Genomic DNA, 16,975 nt, shown 5'->3' with positions numbered 1-16,975 from the left:
TTACCAGATTATATTTATATTGGATTAAATTGTTTCCTTGTTATTTTTAAAATTTTGCAAAATTGCTTTAAAGGTTTTTTATGAGATAATCAAATTCGCTGTCAATTGAATCAATATTATAAAAATAGATAAGAATAAAAATAAGTAGATATTTAAATACACTCAATATATAAAAAATTGTAAATAAAGGAAGAGTCTTTTTGGAACTATTTCAAATTTCTTTAAAGAAAATTCAATATTTATCTCCAAGGCTAAATCAAGGCTTACTATTGATTTATGTCCTTGACGGAGAGCTCACCATTGAAGTAGAAAGCCGCTTTTTCGAATTAAAAGAACAGGATTTACTATTAGTAAATCGAAATCAATTTTTTAAAATCAAAGGTAATCCATCAAACCGTGTCATCCTTCTAAATATTTCTGACTCCTTTATCGAAAATAACTATACAGATTATCGAATGAGTAGATTCGAATGTTATTCTAAAGAAATTGATGCGGGAAGAAATATAATCCTGGATAAAATTAGAAAATATCTCATTAGTCTTATTATCTCTGATTATAGAAAAGATGAAAGTTATCAGATTGAAATGCAAGGATATATTTGCGAAATCTTATTAATTTTGATTCGGAGATTTAAGCAAAAAGGAAGCTCCATTGAACAAATGGATAATAATGATTTAAGATTAACTAAAATCGTTGAGTATATCGATAGGAATTATCAACAACTGATAACACTAGAAGACATGGCTAAAAGGTCTTTCTTATCAACTGGTTATTTATCTCGATATTTTAAACAAAAGATGGGAATGGGATTTAGTCGTTACCTGATGAATATCAGATTAAATCACAGTATGAAGGATTTATTGTATACAAAAAATTCAATCACTCAAATAGCATTAAAAAATGGATTTCCTAATGTAAAGTCATTTAATCGACTTTTTAAAGAAGTATATGGAGTCACACCTCATGTTTATCGTGAAGAACATCCAGTCAAGCAAATTAATACATTTCAAAATTATGATTTAGAAGACGTTGAATCGATTATCAACTCACCAAGAATTTTAAATTTGTTGGGGAGTACTATGGCTAATCTTGATCAAACCAATAGAGATTCAGAATCACGCTTTGAAGAATTAATTCTTGATATTTCTAAACCAATCAGCGCAAAAATACCTCGTGCGAAAAATGTATTAATTATTGGAGAGCTAAAAGAATTATTAAAAGAAGATGTAAGATCTCAGTTACTAATAGCAAAAGATGAGATTCGTCTTGATTTTATTGGAATAAGCCAATTATTAAGTGGAGAAACAATTGCTCCATCTATTGAAACAGATGAAAGAATAGCAACAAGCTCCCCATACTATAAGGTAGACATTGCTTTGAATTTTGCAAAGAAAAACGAACTTCCCCTTTTTATAAAAATTGAATACCAAGAAATTACAGAGAGTGAGGAAAGTTATTTTATAAAACTAAATGACTTTTTGAAGCACTGTATACAGCTTTATGGTTCAACATATTTAAGTACATGGCATTTTCTGTTTTCTGAAAGCTATTACACTGCAGTTCAAGCAAATGAATTAAAACGCATCTATTTAAAAATGTATCATTTATTAAAAAGCCTTGTACCAGATATTCATGTAGGTGCATTATTTCCGGTTTCGTATAAAGATAAAGAAATTAATAATCCACATAGATGGATCCTAACAGAAGCTGATCATATAGATTTTATTGGATACCAATTAAATTTAAATGAGATGATTGATTTTCAAGAGTTGAATAATGAACGATTTTTCATAGCTAAGGATTTTATGAGGGAACAAACGACAAAATTTAAATCCTATCTAAAAAAACATAATATCGAAAAGCCTCTTCATTTGATTACTTGGAATACATTATCAGGAAATACACGATATACAAATGGTACCTTTTTCCGAGCTGCTTTAGTATTGAAAAGCGTTCTAGATATCTCTAATGACCTTCAATCGATTGGTTTTTGGATTAATTCTGCAATACATGAAAGCGTTGCAAAAAGTCAAGAAATACGAATTGAGGGGTTAGAATTATTTCATTATTTTAATGGTAAGCGTCCAGCATACTTTGCAATGATGTTTGCAAATAAACTATTTGGGCGAGTAATTGCTCAAGATGCAGATTATATTTTAACCGAAAATGAACGTGGATATCAGTTGATTCTAATGAACTGTATCACCATGAATCCTTACTTTTCTATAGAAGAAGCATTTCTTCAAAAGCTAAATAAAGATATGCTAGTAAAGTTTTTAGGAATACCAAAAGGAGAATATCAAATACGAAAACTTACTTTCGATCGTGAACACGGAGCTTTATATACAAAGTGGTTTAATCTAAACAGTAAGTATGGATTAGATTCGGAAATAATTGATTATATTAATCGGTCAAGCTATCCTGATTTAGAAATAGAGGATAAATCCATTGATGGAGAATGGTCTTTCTCCACTTATCTAACTGTTAATGCAATACATTTTTTTGATATAAGAAAAGCAATTATCTAAAAAGTCATTGTTGCCATTAGGCTTCAATGGCTTTTTTGTATTTTTAAATAAAAAGTTCATAAAAAATTTAATTATATGAATACTTTTTGACTAAATAATAAAAGGTATATTCAGTTTTGAGCATTTCATTTTTTTATTCAATAATTTAATTAATAGGTTAAATTTTAACCCCTTATTTTTGATGCCAATCTTTGATTGTTAAAATTTTCACTTGTTATTACAGTAATGTGCTCAAATAATGACTCAGAAATAATAAATTATTCAATTATAATAATCATGTAAGCAGTTACTTAATCCAATTGAAATAATCTAATAGGAAGTTTAATGCATAATAAATTTCATTTTAAAACACCCTAATGAAAGTTAAGTAACTGTAACTTTACCAATTGTTTTTGTAGTAAAAAAGGAGGAAAACAATGGAAACAAGTTATAAAGGTACAAATAAAATGATCACAGGAATTGTGTTTGGTGTTCTTACATTCTGGCTATTTGCACAAGCAATGCTAAATGTAGTTCCTTCTGTTCAAAAAGATTTGGGAGTTTCACTTGGTACAGTGAATATTGCTATCAGTTTAACGTCCTTGTTCTCAGGATTGTTTATCGTTGCTTTTGGTGGACTTGCAGATATAGTTGGTCGTAAAAAGATGGCTAATATCGGTTTTATTTTAAGTATCATTGGTTCACTTTGTCTAGTTTTCGCTAACGGAGCCGTATTGCTTATTATTGGACGTATCTTAACAGGATTTTCGGGTGCAGCTATTATGCCATCTACCATTGCATTAATAAAAGAATATTTCGAAGGAGCAGATCGCCAACGCGCTCTTAGTTTCTGGTCTATCGGTTCTTGGGGAGGAACAGGGATTGCCTCATTCTTAGGCGGTGCCATTGCTTCAACTATGGGATGGAGATGGATTTTCGTCATTTCTATCATCGTTGCCATTCTTGGTATGCTTTTATTAAAAGCTACACCAGAAAGTAAACAAGAATCTAAAGGTGGTTTTAAATTCGATTACGCTGGCTTAGTCATTTTTATCATCACCATGTGTGCTTTGAATGTATTTATTAATTTCGGACCGACTCTTGGATGGACAAGCATGACTTCCATTGTTCTTATCATTATCACAATCATAGGGTTGATTGTTTTCATTAAAGTTGAAAGTGGTAAAAAGATTGCACTGATTGACTTCGATGTATTTAAAAATAAGGCATATACTGGTGCGACTATTTCTAATTTCTTGTTAAATGCAACTGCTGGTGCGATAGTTGTAGCTAATACGTATGTTCAAGTAGGTCGTGGAATGAGTTCATTCCAAGCAGGTTTGTTATCACTAGGTTATCTAGTTGCTGTGCTTGTGATGATTCGTGTCGGAGAGAAAATATTACAAAAAGTAGGCGCAAAAAAACCAATGCTTTGGGGTTCCATCATTACGACAATTGGTGTGGCATTGATGGGCTTAACTTTCTTACCAGGTGTTGGTTATATAATTTCTGAATTCATTGGATTTACACTATTTGGTCTAGGACTTGGATTTTATGCGACTCCATCAACGGATACATCTGTATCGAATGCTCCTGCTGGCAAAGTAGGGCAAGCAGCTGGAGTTTATAAAATGGCAAGTTCACTTGGTGGTGCATTCGGCGTTGCAATTTCCGCAGCTACTTATGGTGCAATCGCAGCAAGTGGAAATCTTGCATCAGCTGGTGCAATTGGTATGGCTGTAAATGTTTTATTTGGCATAATTGCAATACTATCTGTTATCTTTATGGTTCCAAATAACGCAGGTAAATCAACAAAAGCTTAATTTGAATCGTTGAATTATGATCAGCAATGTAAAACAACAATGCCATATACTTGTATGTGGCATTGCCTAAAAAACGGAAAGGATGTTTTGAAATGAAAAGTAAATTAATGGAAATGTTAGAATCTCGTAAGGATGAAATAATTGCCATTCGTAGACATCTACATGAAAATCCTGAGCTTTCTTTTAAAGAAGAAAAAACGGCTCAATATATTATTGACTTTTACAAAGGTAAAGATGTTGAAATTCAAACAAATGTTGGGAATGGATACGGAATTATCGTAACAATCAAAGGTGGAAAGCCTGGTAAAAAAATTGGCTTACGAGCAGATTTTGATGCCCTTCCAATTGTTGAAGAAACAGAACTTCCTTTCAAATCAAAAAATGAAGGCGTTTTTCATGGTTGTGGACATGATGGACATACAGCTTACTTATTAGTCTTAGCAGATTGTCTAATTCAATTAAAAGATGAAATTCCAGGTACTATCAAAATTATTCACCAACATGCAGAAGAAGTTCCACCAGGTGGTGCAAAGAGCATCGTGGAATCTGGTGTGCTTGATGATTTAGATAATATATTTGGTATTCATTTATTGCCAATGGCACCAGCTGGGGTTGTTGGCTACCATTCTGGATTCTCATTTAATGGACGCGCATACTTGAAATTAAAAATTCAAGGTACAGGTGGTCATGGCTCATCACCACATCTAGCAAATGATGCCATCGTTGCAGGTGCTCATTTTGTAACTGCAGTTCAAACAATTATTAGTCGCCGTTTAAGTCCATTTGATATTGGTGTTATTACAATTGGTTCATTTGATGGTAAAGGTACTTTCAATGTTATCAAGGATAGCGTAGAACTTGAAGGCGATATTCGTTATATGACTGTTGAAACAAAACAAAGAATTGAAAAAGAAATGAGACGCCTAGTAAAAGGTCTCGAAGAAGAATTTGGTGTAACTTGTGATCTGACTTACGAAAATGATTACCCACCACTTTATAACGACCCAGAAATAACTGAAAAAGTTTCTCAATTCCTAATGAATGCAAATGATCAAAATATTACAAAAGTAGAAGAATGGCCAGCTATGCCACCATCCGAAGACTTTGCTTATTATGCAGAAAAATTCCCATCATGCTTCTTCTATATCGGTTGTACACCTAAGGGCGTTGAAAAACCTTACTTTAATCACAATCCTAAGTTTGATATCGATGAAGATGCACTATTAGTAGCAGCAAAATCAGTAGGATATGTGGTTTGTGGATATTATGGATTAGAATAGTACTAAAAAATAATTTTATGATTTTCACGAGATTGTCAAGTAATAATTACTAAATGTACTTTTATTTGTGTTAGAATTTGAATGAAACATGTATAGTCATAGATAATCTTAGTATTAAATAGTTTTTATTGACTAGAATAATACTACGGTTTATCTATGGCTGTTCTTTTCAGGACTAGTTTTTAAAAGAATTTATGTATGATTTTACAGCTAGCCAAAATGAATATATTTTAGCACGGAGGAATTATTACTTTGTCTTGGGAAATTCTAAATATAATTGGGACCCTTGCATTTGCAATCAGTGGGGCACTTGTAGGTAAGGAAGAAGAATTTGATATATTAGGTGTGATGGTTTTAGGCTTTACAACAGCATTTGGAGGTGGACTGGTTCGTAATCTAATGATTGGAATACCAGTACAGAATATTTGGGAGCAAGATAATTTATTTATGATCGCTTTTGTCATTATTCTCATTACCTTTATTCTTCCAAACCACTGGATTTATCATTGGAAAAAGTGGGTTATCTTATTCGATGCTATAGGACTAGGTGCATTTGCGATACAAGGTGCTAACTGGGCAGTAGCAATGCATTCTCCTTTAATTTCAGTCATTATCGCAGCTACACTAACTGGTGCGGGCGGTGGAATGATTCGAGATTTATTCGTAGGGAGAAAACCACTGATATTTCGTAAGGAAATTTATGCATTATGGGCATCGCTGGCTGGTCTTGTAATAGGACTAAATTGGATTAAAGGATCCGATGCCACATTTGGCCTATTAATGGCAATTGTTGTTTGTAGGTTATTATCAGTTTATTATCATTGGAATCTCCCACGTCCAATTCACAATAAAAAGACAAACAGCTAGATAAATAATGAAAGATACAAATTGTTGTATTTAAATTACAAAAACCGAATTTTTTTACGCTTATTCAAACCTTTTACCTAATAGAATAATATATCTTAAAGAGAGTGAAATTAGAGACGTTTAATTCACTCTCTTTTTTAATTTTAAAAAATGCAATTTTTAATGCTACTTTTTTAGGCTATATTAATACTGTTCCTTTAGTCTTATAGAATTTACTTCCATTTATTATCATGATAATTCTGACAAGTTATTGTTTAGAAAATAATAGTGATATTGTAATTCAAAAAAGTATGAAGGTATCAAGGAGTGCATAGTGTGTATCCAAAGTTAATTCATAAGCATTTTTTTCATTTATCAGAGTTGCAAAAAAAGGTAGCAAACTATATATTAGAATTCCCCTATGACGTAGCTTTAAGATCCCCACAAGAAATAGGTGAAATGCTTGGAGTGAGCGTGACAACTTTAAATAGATTTTGTTACGCAATTGAACTATCTGGCTATGGTGAATTACAATCTGTTATTCGAAGGTCGTTGATGAAAAACAAAAGAATACATGGTATATATAATTAATAAAAGAAATGAATGCAAATGAGCACGACCTCATAAAAGAATTGTAGACATAGCTAAGATAATTTCCATTAATGCAGAAAGGGAATTGAGTTTTAAAGAAATAACTTATTACATAATGGATACAATAATTTCAATTGAACATATGAATAGTGCTACTAGTAAAAATTATTGGACGATTATAAGCACACTTTCTTCATTTTTTGTATTGAAAAGTTTATGATGAGTTTGTATATCTAATGATATTAATAATAGAAGGTATTAAGAAAGGAAGTATTATATTGGTCCCATCATTATTTATTGGACACGGTTCACCATACTTAGCAGTTACTCAAAATGAGTATTCAGAATTTCTAAAAGAATTAGGGAAACGTATTAAACCAAAAGCAATCGTCATCTTTAGTGCTCATTGGGAAAGCCAAACATTAGCCATTACGTATACTGACGATATTTTAGATACAGTGTATGACTACTATGGATTTCCAGAAGAAATGTATAAAATCAAATATCCTGCAAAAGGATCTAAAATTGTAGCGAATATTTTAGAAGATCGTTTTGAAAAAGCAGGCATCCAAACAAAACGTGAAGAAATTCGTGGTTTAGACCATGGTGTATGGGTGGCGCTTAAACATATGTACCCAGATGCAGACATACCAGTGGTCGAATTATCAGTGAATCCATTCTTGTCTCCAAAAGAACAGTTTGCTATTGGAGAAGCATTAAAGGGATTAGGTGAAGAAGATATACTAGTAATCGGTAGCGGTACAACAGTGCACAACTTCCAGTGGATGTATCCAGATGCAACAAGTCCAGTTCCTGAAGCTGTTGAATTTGATAACTGGATTTTTGATCAAGTAGAAAAAGGTGATATCGATACACTCGATCACTATCGAACGCTTGCTCCAAATGCAACACTTGCAGTGCCAAGACCAGAACACTTTGTTCCATTATTTATCGCTATGGGTAGTGCAAGTGACAAAACGACAAAAGCTAAAAAAATTAACCAATCTTATGTATTTGGTACGATGAGTAATATGTGTGTTGAATTTTAATAAAGTACCACTATTAAAGTAATTAATAACAAAACCATATTTAATGACCAACAAATTGTACGCTAATTTGTTGGTCATTTTTTTTTCAAATTTGTTTGTACGCTATTAATACTGCAAAAATGAATATTATTGTAAGCAAAAATTAAATTTAGTATTAAAACGATTCATTCGTGAATAACTTAATTGAAAGAATAATAGATTTTGTATTTTCTAACAACTAGTGAGGAAGTGAGAGAAAATGATCCAGACAATAGATTTGAAAACACTTGATAGCATCCCATTTTTAGGAATTATAGTTGATGTAAATAATAAAATCATTTTCTTCAATCAACTAGTAAAAGATGCATTTGCAGAAGAATTCGAAAAGGACAAGCACATAACTGATATTTTTGTTAACTGGAATCCTGATTTAAAAACAGACATTATAGATGTGAGAAAAAACGAAAAACATTATGTATTTATGAAGAGGTCAATGGAAAACGATGTAAATGTGATGCTAATTGGTATGGAGACTTCTTTCTTTTTTAATCTATTAATAGAAAAGCAAGAATTAAATAACGTCAACCGTGAATTAGATGCAATCATTGAAAATTCATATGATGGTATTTATATTACAGATCCAAATGGCGTGACATTAAGAACCAATTCAGCAATCGAAAGAATTACAAATATACCAAAAGAATATTATATTGGAAAAAACGTAGATACATTAATGGAAAGAGGCATTTTAGAAAAGTCTGTTACAAAAGAGGTTTTAAAATTTCAAAGAACCGTTTCTTTCGTACAAAAAAATTACGCTGGGAATGAAACGATTTTAATCGGCAGTCCTATTTTTAATGAGAAGGGTGAAGTTGAGAAGATTGTCACGAATATTAGAGATCTCTCGGATTTTAATAAACTTCAATTAAAGCTGAATAAAGTAAATAAACTGAATGAAGAATATAAAAAGGAAATTGACCAATTTAAGCAAACTACGGAATCATTCCATACAGCCATTTCATTAAAAGAGGCAGTAGAGATTGCGGAGAAAAAAGTCATTCAAAGAGCTGCTGAGAAATATAGTAATACGTATGAAATTGCAGAAGCACTAAATACCAGTCAACCAACCATTGTAAGGAAATTAAAAAAATATAAAATCCATTTAAAAACGAAAGGAGATGTTTTATGAAAATAGGCATCGCAGGAGCTGGTGCAGTTGGATGTTTAATCGGTTCGATGTTACAAGAATCGGGTCATGAAGTTACATTTTTAGCAAGAGGAAACCATCTATCTACGATGAAGAAAAGGGGATTAATTGTTCAACACGAAGAAAGAGAAATCACTATTCAAGGACATTTTACAGATAATATCGGCGACTTATCAGAATCTGAACTGATTTTATTTTGTGTAAAGTCGAACGATACAGAAAGAATGGCAAAAAAATTATCCTCGTTTATTAATCCAGAATCAGTAATTGTAACAGTGCAAAATGGGTTAGGAAATGAAGAAATTCTTAGCAAGGTATTGAGCTCTAATGAAATTTTATCATGTGCATCCTATTTACAGGCCTCCATTGTAGAACCTGGGATAGTGAAACAACAAGGTAGCGTAAGATTAGTAATGGGTGAGTATACGCCTTCTGGAAAAGGAGCATGTAATAAACTTGTCAAAGTCTTTCAAGAAGTAGGCATAGATGCAAAACATGCAGAAAATATTATCGAACAAAAATGGAAAAAGTTATTGTGGAATATTACGTTTAATCCATTAACAGCTATAGCAAATGTTTCGGTTGGAGAGATTTTAGATAATGAGGAATTGAAAAAGACAGCTTCGAATATATGTATACAATCAATTAACGTTGCACTCAAATTAGGTATTTCTTTAGATTTTGAAAAGACTTATTCCACTATTTTCCGCAATGCAGAACATGCAAGAAAACATCAAACTTCAATGCTTCAGGATCGGTTAAACGGAAAAATGATGGAAGTAGATTCGATGTGTGGAGTTGTTGTAAAAAAAGCGGAAGAACTAGATGTAGAAGTACCAACAATTCAAGCTGTATACAGTATTGCAAATAAACTAAATGAATCGCTCCAAAGAAGTGAGAGGTCGAGGATATGATATATATTCATAAACATAATAATGTCACAAGTTTTGAAGTGATAGTAGGAAGTAGCGGAAGAAGAGAAAAATCGGTTTTTTTGTTTTTAGTAGATGGTATGTTAATCGATTCCGGACCACAAATCATGGAGCACGAAATCCAAACTGTGCTAAAGGAACATGATTTTAATTGTGTAGTATTAACGCATAGTCATGAAGATCATTCAGGAGTAGCTCCATGGATTCAAAAGAGTCTAAATACTCCGATTTATGTACATCCAAATGGCATTTCTATTTGTAATCAAAAAACTCCATATCCACTTTACCGTCAAAAGACTTGGGGAACACGGGATGAATTTAAAGCACTTCCGCTAGGGGAGACAATTAACTCAGATAGTCATAAATGGGAAGTAATTTATACACCTGGTCACGCAGATGATCATATTTGCCTTTATCATGCGGAAACAGGAATGATGTTTACTGGAGATTTATTTGTCAGCCCTAAAACGAAAGTCATTATGAAAAGTGAATCAATCCCTGTCACCATGAACTCAATCCGTAAACTACTTACCTATCCTTTTGATTCTCTGTTTTGTTCGCATTCTGGCTATATTCAAGATGGAAGAAGAATGCTAGAGAAAAAGCTAGAGTACCTTGAACAAATCTATAAGGAAGTAGAGAAAATGGTTGGAAACGGATTGTCCATTCAAGCAATTCAAAAAAGCCTATTTCCAAAAAAATATGCGATTGAAGAATATTCTAACGGAGAGTGGCAGTCACTTCATATCATTACATCAATTATTAATCATATAAAACAATAATTAAATTCACATAAAATTCAAAAAAGGTTAATATATTTTTCCCTAGACACATAAGATGTAATGTAATTTGTATTTTTTATTTGTTTTTTTATAACAAATAATTCAAAAATGAATTGCATAATACAAATTCAAATCAAAAAAATAATCATACAAATATTTCTATCAAATTATTAAATTTCGTAATTATAACAAGATTCGAATGGAGGTAGCATTTCTATGGAGAGACCTTGGCTACAACATGTTCCAAATGGAATGCCTCAAGTAGTGGATATTCCTGAAATCTCGTTGGTACAACTATTTGAAGAATCAGTTCGAAAATATGCCAATCATAAGGCAATGACATTTTTTGATCAAACCATAACCTATCAACAACTTGGTGAAATGGTTGAAAATGTAGCAAGTCATTTACAACGTATCGGTGTGAAAAAAGGGGATCGGGTAGCAATCATGTTACCAAATTGTCCTCAATATCCAATTAGTTATTATGCTGCATTGACTTGTGGCGCAACAATTGTACAAGTTAACCCTATGTATAAATCTTCAGAATTGATACATGTGTTAAATGATTCAGGCTCAACTATTCTAATAGTCTTAGAAGATATTTTACCATTAATAGAACAAATCGTGGATCAGACGCAATTAAAAACTGTGTTTGATGTGTCATTCGAAAAACATGGTCGTTTCCACGAACTTTTAAAGAAGAATAACTTACCTTTTTCAAAAGTCCGTATAAATCCAAAAGAAGATCTGGCAGTGATCCAATATACCGGGGGAACAACTGGTCGCTCAAAAGGTGCTATGTTAACACATATGAATTTAGTTTCGAATATTTTCCAATGCTATGGAACATCTATGATGAATACAGTATTAGGTGAAGAAAGAGTACTTGCGATTGCTCCGTTATTCCATGTTTATGGCATGACGAGTTGTATGAATCTCACGTTTTATACAGGAGGAAATGTAATCTTAGTGCCCAAATTTGAAGTAGAACAAACAGTTAAGATAATTGAACAAACAAAACCTACTAATTTCTTAGGGGTTCCAACAATGTATATTGCTTTACTAAATTACCAAAAACAACATTCACTAAATTTTAGTAGTTTCAAGACTTGTGTAAGTGGGTCAGCCCCATTGCCAGTGGAAGTATTGGAACAGTTTAATCTTATCTGTGGAACAACAATACTTGAGGGATATGGTTTGTCGGAGGCTTCACCTGTAACCCATCGAAATCCTATTACTGGTGTCCAAAAGCCAGGTAGCATTGGCATTCCTATACCAAACACAGATGCTAAAATAGTCAATTTGGAAGATGGAAAAACATCACTTCCTATTGGTGAAGTAGGAGAGTTAGTAGTGAAAGGTCCACAGATCATGAAGGGTTATTGGAATATGCCGGATGAAACATCACAGATATTGCGAAATGGGTGGCTGTATACAGGAGATTTAGCAAAAATGGATGAGGACGGCTATTTTTACATTGTTGGCCGTAAAAAAGAAATGATTATTGCGAGTGGTTACAATGTCTATCCGATAGAAATTGAAGATGTCATTTATACACATAAAAAAGTTTTAGAAGCAGCAGTTATTGGTGTACCTGATTCCTACAGAGGCGAAACGGTAAAAGCCTTTGTCGTACTCAAAAAAGACGAAAAACTAGAAGAAGAAGAGCTAATTCAATATTGCAAAGAAAAATTAGCTTCCTATAAAGTCCCTCGAAGTGTGGCCTTTGTAGAAGAACTACCAAAAACAGCAGTAGGGAAGATACTGAAAAGAGCTTTAAATTCGTCTTCATAATCAACAAACTGGGCTGTGAATAATGACTTCTAAAGTTACTAACTTCACTGACATACATAGTAAATCACTATGTAGAATAAGTTTGAATTCTATTGCCAAAAAACAACAAAAAGGGGAGATTTTAATGCATTTAAGATTAAATGAAGAACAAAAAATGGTTCAAGAAACAATCCGAAAATTTGTAGAAAAAGAATTAGTTCCACTAGAAAATGAAGTGCTTCGCAATGAAATTGAAGGGAAACCAAGTCTTTCAAAAGAGAAAGAACTGGAATTGCAACTTAAAGCAAAAGAAGCAGGATTTTGGGGCATCAATACGCCTGAAGAGTACGGGGGCGCAGATTTAGGGCAAATGATGCAAGCAATTGTCACAATGGAAATTTCCAAGACATTTGTTCCGTTCAAATTTGGCGGTTCTGCTGACAATATTCTTTATTATGGAAATGAAGAACAGAAGAAAAAATATTTAATCCCTACAATTAATGGCGAAAAAAAATCTTGTTTTGCCATGACAGAGCCAGGTGCAGGATCTGATACAAGAAATATTAAAACGACTGCTATTAAGGATGGCAATGAATGGGTGTTAAATGGTGAAAAGACTTTTATCACAGGTGGTAATGAAGCAGATTTCGTCATGGTTATTGCGATTACGGATAAAGAGTTACATCAAAAAACAGGTAGAGATGGTGTGACATGCTTTATCGTAGATCGCAGCATGGGGTGGAAATCAGAATTCATTCCGACAATGGGTGAATGGGGACCAGCTAGTTTAATTTTCGATAATGTAAGAGTGCCAGAGGAAAATATTTTAGGTGAACTGCATGGAGGCTATAAGTTAGGCCTTGAATGGATTGGTTTCGCAAGATGGATTGTTGGTGCACGTGCTGTTGGTGCTGCAGAGCGTCTATTACAAATGGCGATTAACTATTCAAAAGAACGTGAAACTTTTGGTAAACCAATCGCTGATAGACAAGCAATCCAATGGCAAATTGCAGATTCTGCTGTAGAAATTGAAGCAGCGAAATGGTTAGTCTTAAATGCTGCATTTACGTTAGATCAAGGAGAAGATAATCGTCATTTAGCATCTATGGCTAAACTATACGGCGCAAATATGGGGAACAAAGTAGTAGACCGAGTACTGCAAATACATGGGGGTATGGGGTATACAAAAGAATTGCCAATTGAACGATGGTACCGCGAGGCAAGACTATGGAGAATCTATGATGGTACAGATGAAATTCAACGCTTAATCATTTCTAGAAACTTATTAAAAGGTCATGTAAAAGTCGGACAATATATCTAAAAATAGGGGGAAAAACAGATGAGCAAAAGATTTGAAGGAAAAGTTGTATTTGTAACGGGTGGAAGTCGCGGAATTGGAAAAGGCATTGCACAGAAATTTGCAGAAGAGGGTGCTTCCATTGCCATTGTTGATATCAACGAAGAAGCATTACAAGCGACCGAAAAAGAATTTAAAGAACTAGGGTTTAATATTATCACCAAAAAAGCAAATGTTGTAAATCGTGAAGAAATTGAAAAGGCAATCGATGAAGTGGTTGCAAATTATGGTGCACTACATGTTTTAGTGAATAACGCAGGGATTATACGAGATAATTTACTTTTCAAGATGACAGATGATGATTGGCAACAGGTAATGGATGTTCATTTGAAAGGGTCCTTTAATGCAGCACGTGCAGCTCAAAAGCATATGACTGAACAAAGATATGGCCGAATTATTAATATTTCCTCAACATCAGCTTTAGGTAATAGAGGACAAGCAAATTATGCAACCGCAAAAGCAGGATTACAAGGCTTTACAAAAACATTAGCGATTGAACTTGGAAAGTTTGGAATTACATGTAATGCAGTGGCGCCTGGATTTATCGAGACAGAGATGACGAAAGAAACGGCTGCGAGAATCGGTATTCAATTTGAAGAATTAATTAAAGCAAGTGTTAGTAATATTCCTGTTGGTAGAAGTGGTAAACCAGCGGACATTGCCAATGCGGTTGCTTTCTTCGCGGATGAAAATTCATCCTTTGTGAGCGGTCAAGTTATTTATGTTGCTGGTGGTCCAAAAGCATAAATCTATAGCGTAAGGGGTCGTAACATGTATAAACATTTAATCGGTAAACGATCAAATAAAGTAAAAAATGTTGTGGAACGCGGTCTTGTCAAAAGATTTGCTGAAGCTATTGGCGATTTACATCCTATTTATCTAGATGAAACTGTAGGAGCAAATTCGCAATTTGCCGTCAACATTGCACCACCTACATTTCCAAGAGTATTTGACTATGGCAAAATTGAAGGCTTGAACCTTCCAGTAAAGGGCTTAATTCATGGCGAACAAATCTATCACTATGCAAGACCATTGCATGTTGGTGAAGAATTATATTGTTATAGTGTAGTAAAAGATTCATATGAAAAAAAGGGAAGTAGCGGATCTATGACGTTTTTAGTCGTTACTCGATATGGTGAAGATTCGAAGGGGAATATCATTTTCAGCGAGGAAATGACGACTATTTTAAATGAAACCGTAAAGAAGGCGAATTTAATATGAAAAGACTAGGTGAATTACAAAAGGGTGAAGCACTTGAAGAGATTACGCTTACACCAGTTTCTAGAATCGATTTGATTAAGTATGCTGGAGCATCAGGTGATTTCAATCCAATTCATACAATCGATGAAGAAGCGACGAAAGCTGGTTTACCAGGTATTATTGCACATGGCATGTGGACGATGGGAAATTTAGCAAAGCTCTTTACACCGCATTATGAAGAAGGATTCCTACAAAACTATCAAATTCGATTTTCTGGCATGGTTTTTTTAAATGACATTCTAACATTACAAGCAATGGTTAATGAGATCACAGAAGAGCATATTATTTTTGATGTCAAAGCTGTGAATCAGCATGAAAAAACCGTGATAAAAGGAACAGCTCAATTTTCTAAATTTAATTAGCATAATTGGAGGTAGATTTCTTGTTCGAGAATTCAGCAAGGTCAAAAGCTTATCAGGAAAAGTTATTAGCGTTTATGGATGAGTATATTTATCCAAATGAAAAAATATATCAAGAACAGTTGAATGAACACGCCAATCGTTTTGAGAGCATTCCACCAATTATGGAAGAACTAAAACAAAAAGCAAAAGAACAAGGGCTGTGGAACTTATTTTTACCTGATAGTGAATACGGCGTGGGCTTAACAAACTTAGAATATGCACCATTATGCGAAATAATGGGACGTTCAAGCATTGGACCAGAAGTATTCAATTGTGCAGCACCGGACACAGGTAATATGGAGGTTCTTGTACGCTATGGTACGGAAGAACAAAAAAAACATTGGCTGAAGCCACTACTAGATGGGGAAATTCGTTCATGCTTTGCCATGACTGAGCCAGATGTTGGATCATCAGATGCGACAAATATAAAAGCAAGTATTGTTCGTGATGGAGATGCATACATCATTAACGGAACAAAATGGTGGTCATCAGGTGCAGGTGACCCTCGCTGCAAAATTGCCATAGTGATGGGCAAAAATGATGCTAATGCACCAAAACATAAACAACAATCAATGATTCTAGTACCGCTTGATACGCCAGGAATTACAATCAAACGAACTCTTCCTGTTTTCGGATATGACGATGCACCACATGGCCATGCAGAAATAGATTTCAACAATGTAAGAGTACCTGCATCCAATATGCTTTTAGGAGAAGGTAGAGGATTTGAGATTGCACAAGGAAGATTGGGCCCAGGGAGAATTCATCATTGTATGAGATCAATTGGTGCCGCAGAAAGAGCATTAGAAGTATTGTGTAAGCGCATTCAAGAAAGAATCACTTTTGGAAAAAAACTAGCTGAGCAAGGTGTCGTACAAGAATGGATAGCTAATTCTCGTATGGAGATTGAGCAAGCTAGACTCCTTACATTAAATGCAGCATATAAGATGGACACAGTTGGAAATAAAGAAGCCAAAAATGAAATCGCCATGATAAAAGTTGTGGCACCAAATATGGCCCTAAAAGTAATTGATAGAGCGATACAGGCTTTAGGAGCTGCTGGAGTCAGTGATGATTATCCGCTTGCTGCAAGTTTTGCCAAAATCCGCACATTAAGAATTGCTGATGGTCCTGATGAAGTGCATAGAAGAGCAATTGCTTGGCAAGAGTTGAAAAAATATCGTTAAG

Annotated in this window: 15 protein-coding genes; all 15 read left to right on the top strand. The window is 33.7% G+C overall.

What is annotated here, in order from left to right:
* Positions 1–200: 200 nt before the first annotated feature.
* The 15 genes from ACWV26_RS10430 (at position 201) to ACWV26_RS10360 (ending at position 16,974) form a co-directional block, all read left to right on the top strand.
* Positions 201–2,528, top strand: coding sequence for a helix-turn-helix domain-containing protein (locus ACWV26_RS10430; protein ID WP_455894700.1), 2,328 nt, complete (start codon positions 201–203; stop codon positions 2,526–2,528).
* Between the two features lie 416 nt (positions 2,529–2,944).
* Entirely contained in the window at positions 2,945–4,330 is a 1,386-nt protein-coding gene (locus ACWV26_RS10425) for an MFS transporter (protein WP_455894699.1), read from the top strand.
* A gap of 92 nt (positions 4,331–4,422) precedes the next feature.
* Entirely contained in the window at positions 4,423–5,610 is a 1,188-nt protein-coding gene (locus ACWV26_RS10420) for an amidohydrolase (protein WP_455894698.1), read from the top strand.
* 252 nt (positions 5,611–5,862) lie between these two features.
* Positions 5,863–6,477 (top strand): trimeric intracellular cation channel family protein, encoded by a 615-nt coding sequence (locus ACWV26_RS10415; protein ID WP_455894697.1) that lies wholly within the window; start codon positions 5,863–5,865, stop codon positions 6,475–6,477.
* A gap of 315 nt (positions 6,478–6,792) precedes the next feature.
* On the top strand, positions 6,793–7,047 hold the full coding sequence (locus ACWV26_RS10410; protein WP_455894696.1) for a MurR/RpiR family transcriptional regulator: 255 nt from the start codon (positions 6,793–6,795) through the stop codon (positions 7,045–7,047).
* A gap of 278 nt (positions 7,048–7,325) precedes the next feature.
* Positions 7,326–8,096: a DODA-type extradiol aromatic ring-opening family dioxygenase gene (locus ACWV26_RS10405; RefSeq protein WP_455894695.1), complete on the top strand. Its 771-nt coding sequence runs from the start codon at positions 7,326–7,328 to the stop codon at positions 8,094–8,096.
* A gap of 238 nt (positions 8,097–8,334) precedes the next feature.
* Entirely contained in the window at positions 8,335–9,264 is a 930-nt protein-coding gene (locus ACWV26_RS10400) for a PAS domain S-box protein (protein WP_455894694.1), read from the top strand.
* Positions 9,261–10,196 (top strand): ketopantoate reductase family protein, encoded by a 936-nt coding sequence (locus ACWV26_RS10395; RefSeq protein ID WP_455894693.1) that lies wholly within the window; start codon positions 9,261–9,263, stop codon positions 10,194–10,196. Before ACWV26_RS10400 ends, ACWV26_RS10395 begins: the two co-directional genes overlap by 4 nt.
* Positions 10,193–10,996, top strand: coding sequence for an MBL fold metallo-hydrolase (locus tag ACWV26_RS10390; RefSeq protein ID WP_455894692.1), 804 nt, complete (start codon positions 10,193–10,195; stop codon positions 10,994–10,996). Before ACWV26_RS10395 ends, ACWV26_RS10390 begins: the two co-directional genes overlap by 4 nt.
* 216 nt (positions 10,997–11,212) lie before the next feature.
* Positions 11,213–12,790, top strand: coding sequence for a long-chain-fatty-acid--CoA ligase (locus ACWV26_RS10385; protein ID WP_455894691.1), 1,578 nt, complete (start codon positions 11,213–11,215; stop codon positions 12,788–12,790).
* Positions 12,791–12,914: 124 nt separating this feature from the next.
* A complete protein-coding gene (locus ACWV26_RS10380) occupies positions 12,915–14,090 on the top strand; it encodes an acyl-CoA dehydrogenase family protein (protein WP_455894690.1) in 1,176 nt (391 codons plus the stop codon).
* An 18-nt stretch (positions 14,091–14,108) separates the two neighbouring features.
* Positions 14,109–14,873, top strand: a complete 765-nt coding sequence (gene fabG / locus ACWV26_RS10375; protein WP_455894689.1) for a 3-oxoacyl-ACP reductase FabG — start codon at positions 14,109–14,111, stop codon at positions 14,871–14,873.
* 24 nt (positions 14,874–14,897) lie between these two features.
* Positions 14,898–15,347: a MaoC family dehydratase N-terminal domain-containing protein gene (locus tag ACWV26_RS10370; RefSeq protein WP_455894688.1), complete on the top strand. Its 450-nt coding sequence runs from the start codon at positions 14,898–14,900 to the stop codon at positions 15,345–15,347.
* Positions 15,344–15,748, top strand: coding sequence for a MaoC/PaaZ C-terminal domain-containing protein (locus ACWV26_RS10365; protein WP_455894687.1), 405 nt, complete (start codon positions 15,344–15,346; stop codon positions 15,746–15,748). The genes ACWV26_RS10370 and ACWV26_RS10365 overlap by 4 nt, the downstream gene beginning before the upstream one ends.
* A 74-nt stretch (positions 15,749–15,822) precedes the next feature.
* On the top strand, positions 15,823–16,974 hold the full coding sequence (locus ACWV26_RS10360) for an acyl-CoA dehydrogenase (RefSeq protein ID WP_455898224.1): 1,152 nt from the start codon (positions 15,823–15,825) through the stop codon (positions 16,972–16,974).
* Position 16,975 lies beyond the last annotated feature (1 nt).

The organism is Rummeliibacillus sp. JY-2-4R, from assembly GCF_053847205.1.
The sequence above is the reverse complement of the archived record's forward strand: the minus strand, read 5'-3'. Positions and strand labels throughout refer to the sequence as shown.

Coding starts and splice junctions, on each gene's coding strand:
- ACWV26_RS10425 (WP_455894699.1), top strand. CDS start 2,945: ATGGAAACAAGTTATAAAGGTACAAATAAAATGATCACAGGAATTGTG.
- ACWV26_RS10420 (WP_455894698.1), top strand. CDS start 4,423: ATGAAAAGTAAATTAATGGAAATGTTAGAATCTCGTAAGGATGAAATA.
- ACWV26_RS10400 (WP_455894694.1), top strand. CDS start 8,335: ATGATCCAGACAATAGATTTGAAAACACTTGATAGCATCCCATTTTTA.
- ACWV26_RS10395 (WP_455894693.1), top strand. CDS start 9,261: ATGAAAATAGGCATCGCAGGAGCTGGTGCAGTTGGATGTTTAATCGGT.
- ACWV26_RS10390 (WP_455894692.1), top strand. CDS start 10,193: ATGATATATATTCATAAACATAATAATGTCACAAGTTTTGAAGTGATA.
- ACWV26_RS10385 (WP_455894691.1), top strand. CDS start 11,213: ATGGAGAGACCTTGGCTACAACATGTTCCAAATGGAATGCCTCAAGTA.
- ACWV26_RS10380 (WP_455894690.1), top strand. CDS start 12,915: ATGCATTTAAGATTAAATGAAGAACAAAAAATGGTTCAAGAAACAATC.
- fabG (WP_455894689.1), top strand. CDS start 14,109: ATGAGCAAAAGATTTGAAGGAAAAGTTGTATTTGTAACGGGTGGAAGT.
- ACWV26_RS10370 (WP_455894688.1), top strand. CDS start 14,898: ATGTATAAACATTTAATCGGTAAACGATCAAATAAAGTAAAAAATGTT.
- ACWV26_RS10365 (WP_455894687.1), top strand. CDS start 15,344: ATGAAAAGACTAGGTGAATTACAAAAGGGTGAAGCACTTGAAGAGATT.
- ACWV26_RS10360 (WP_455898224.1), top strand. CDS start 15,823: ATGGATGAGTATATTTATCCAAATGAAAAAATATATCAAGAACAGTTG.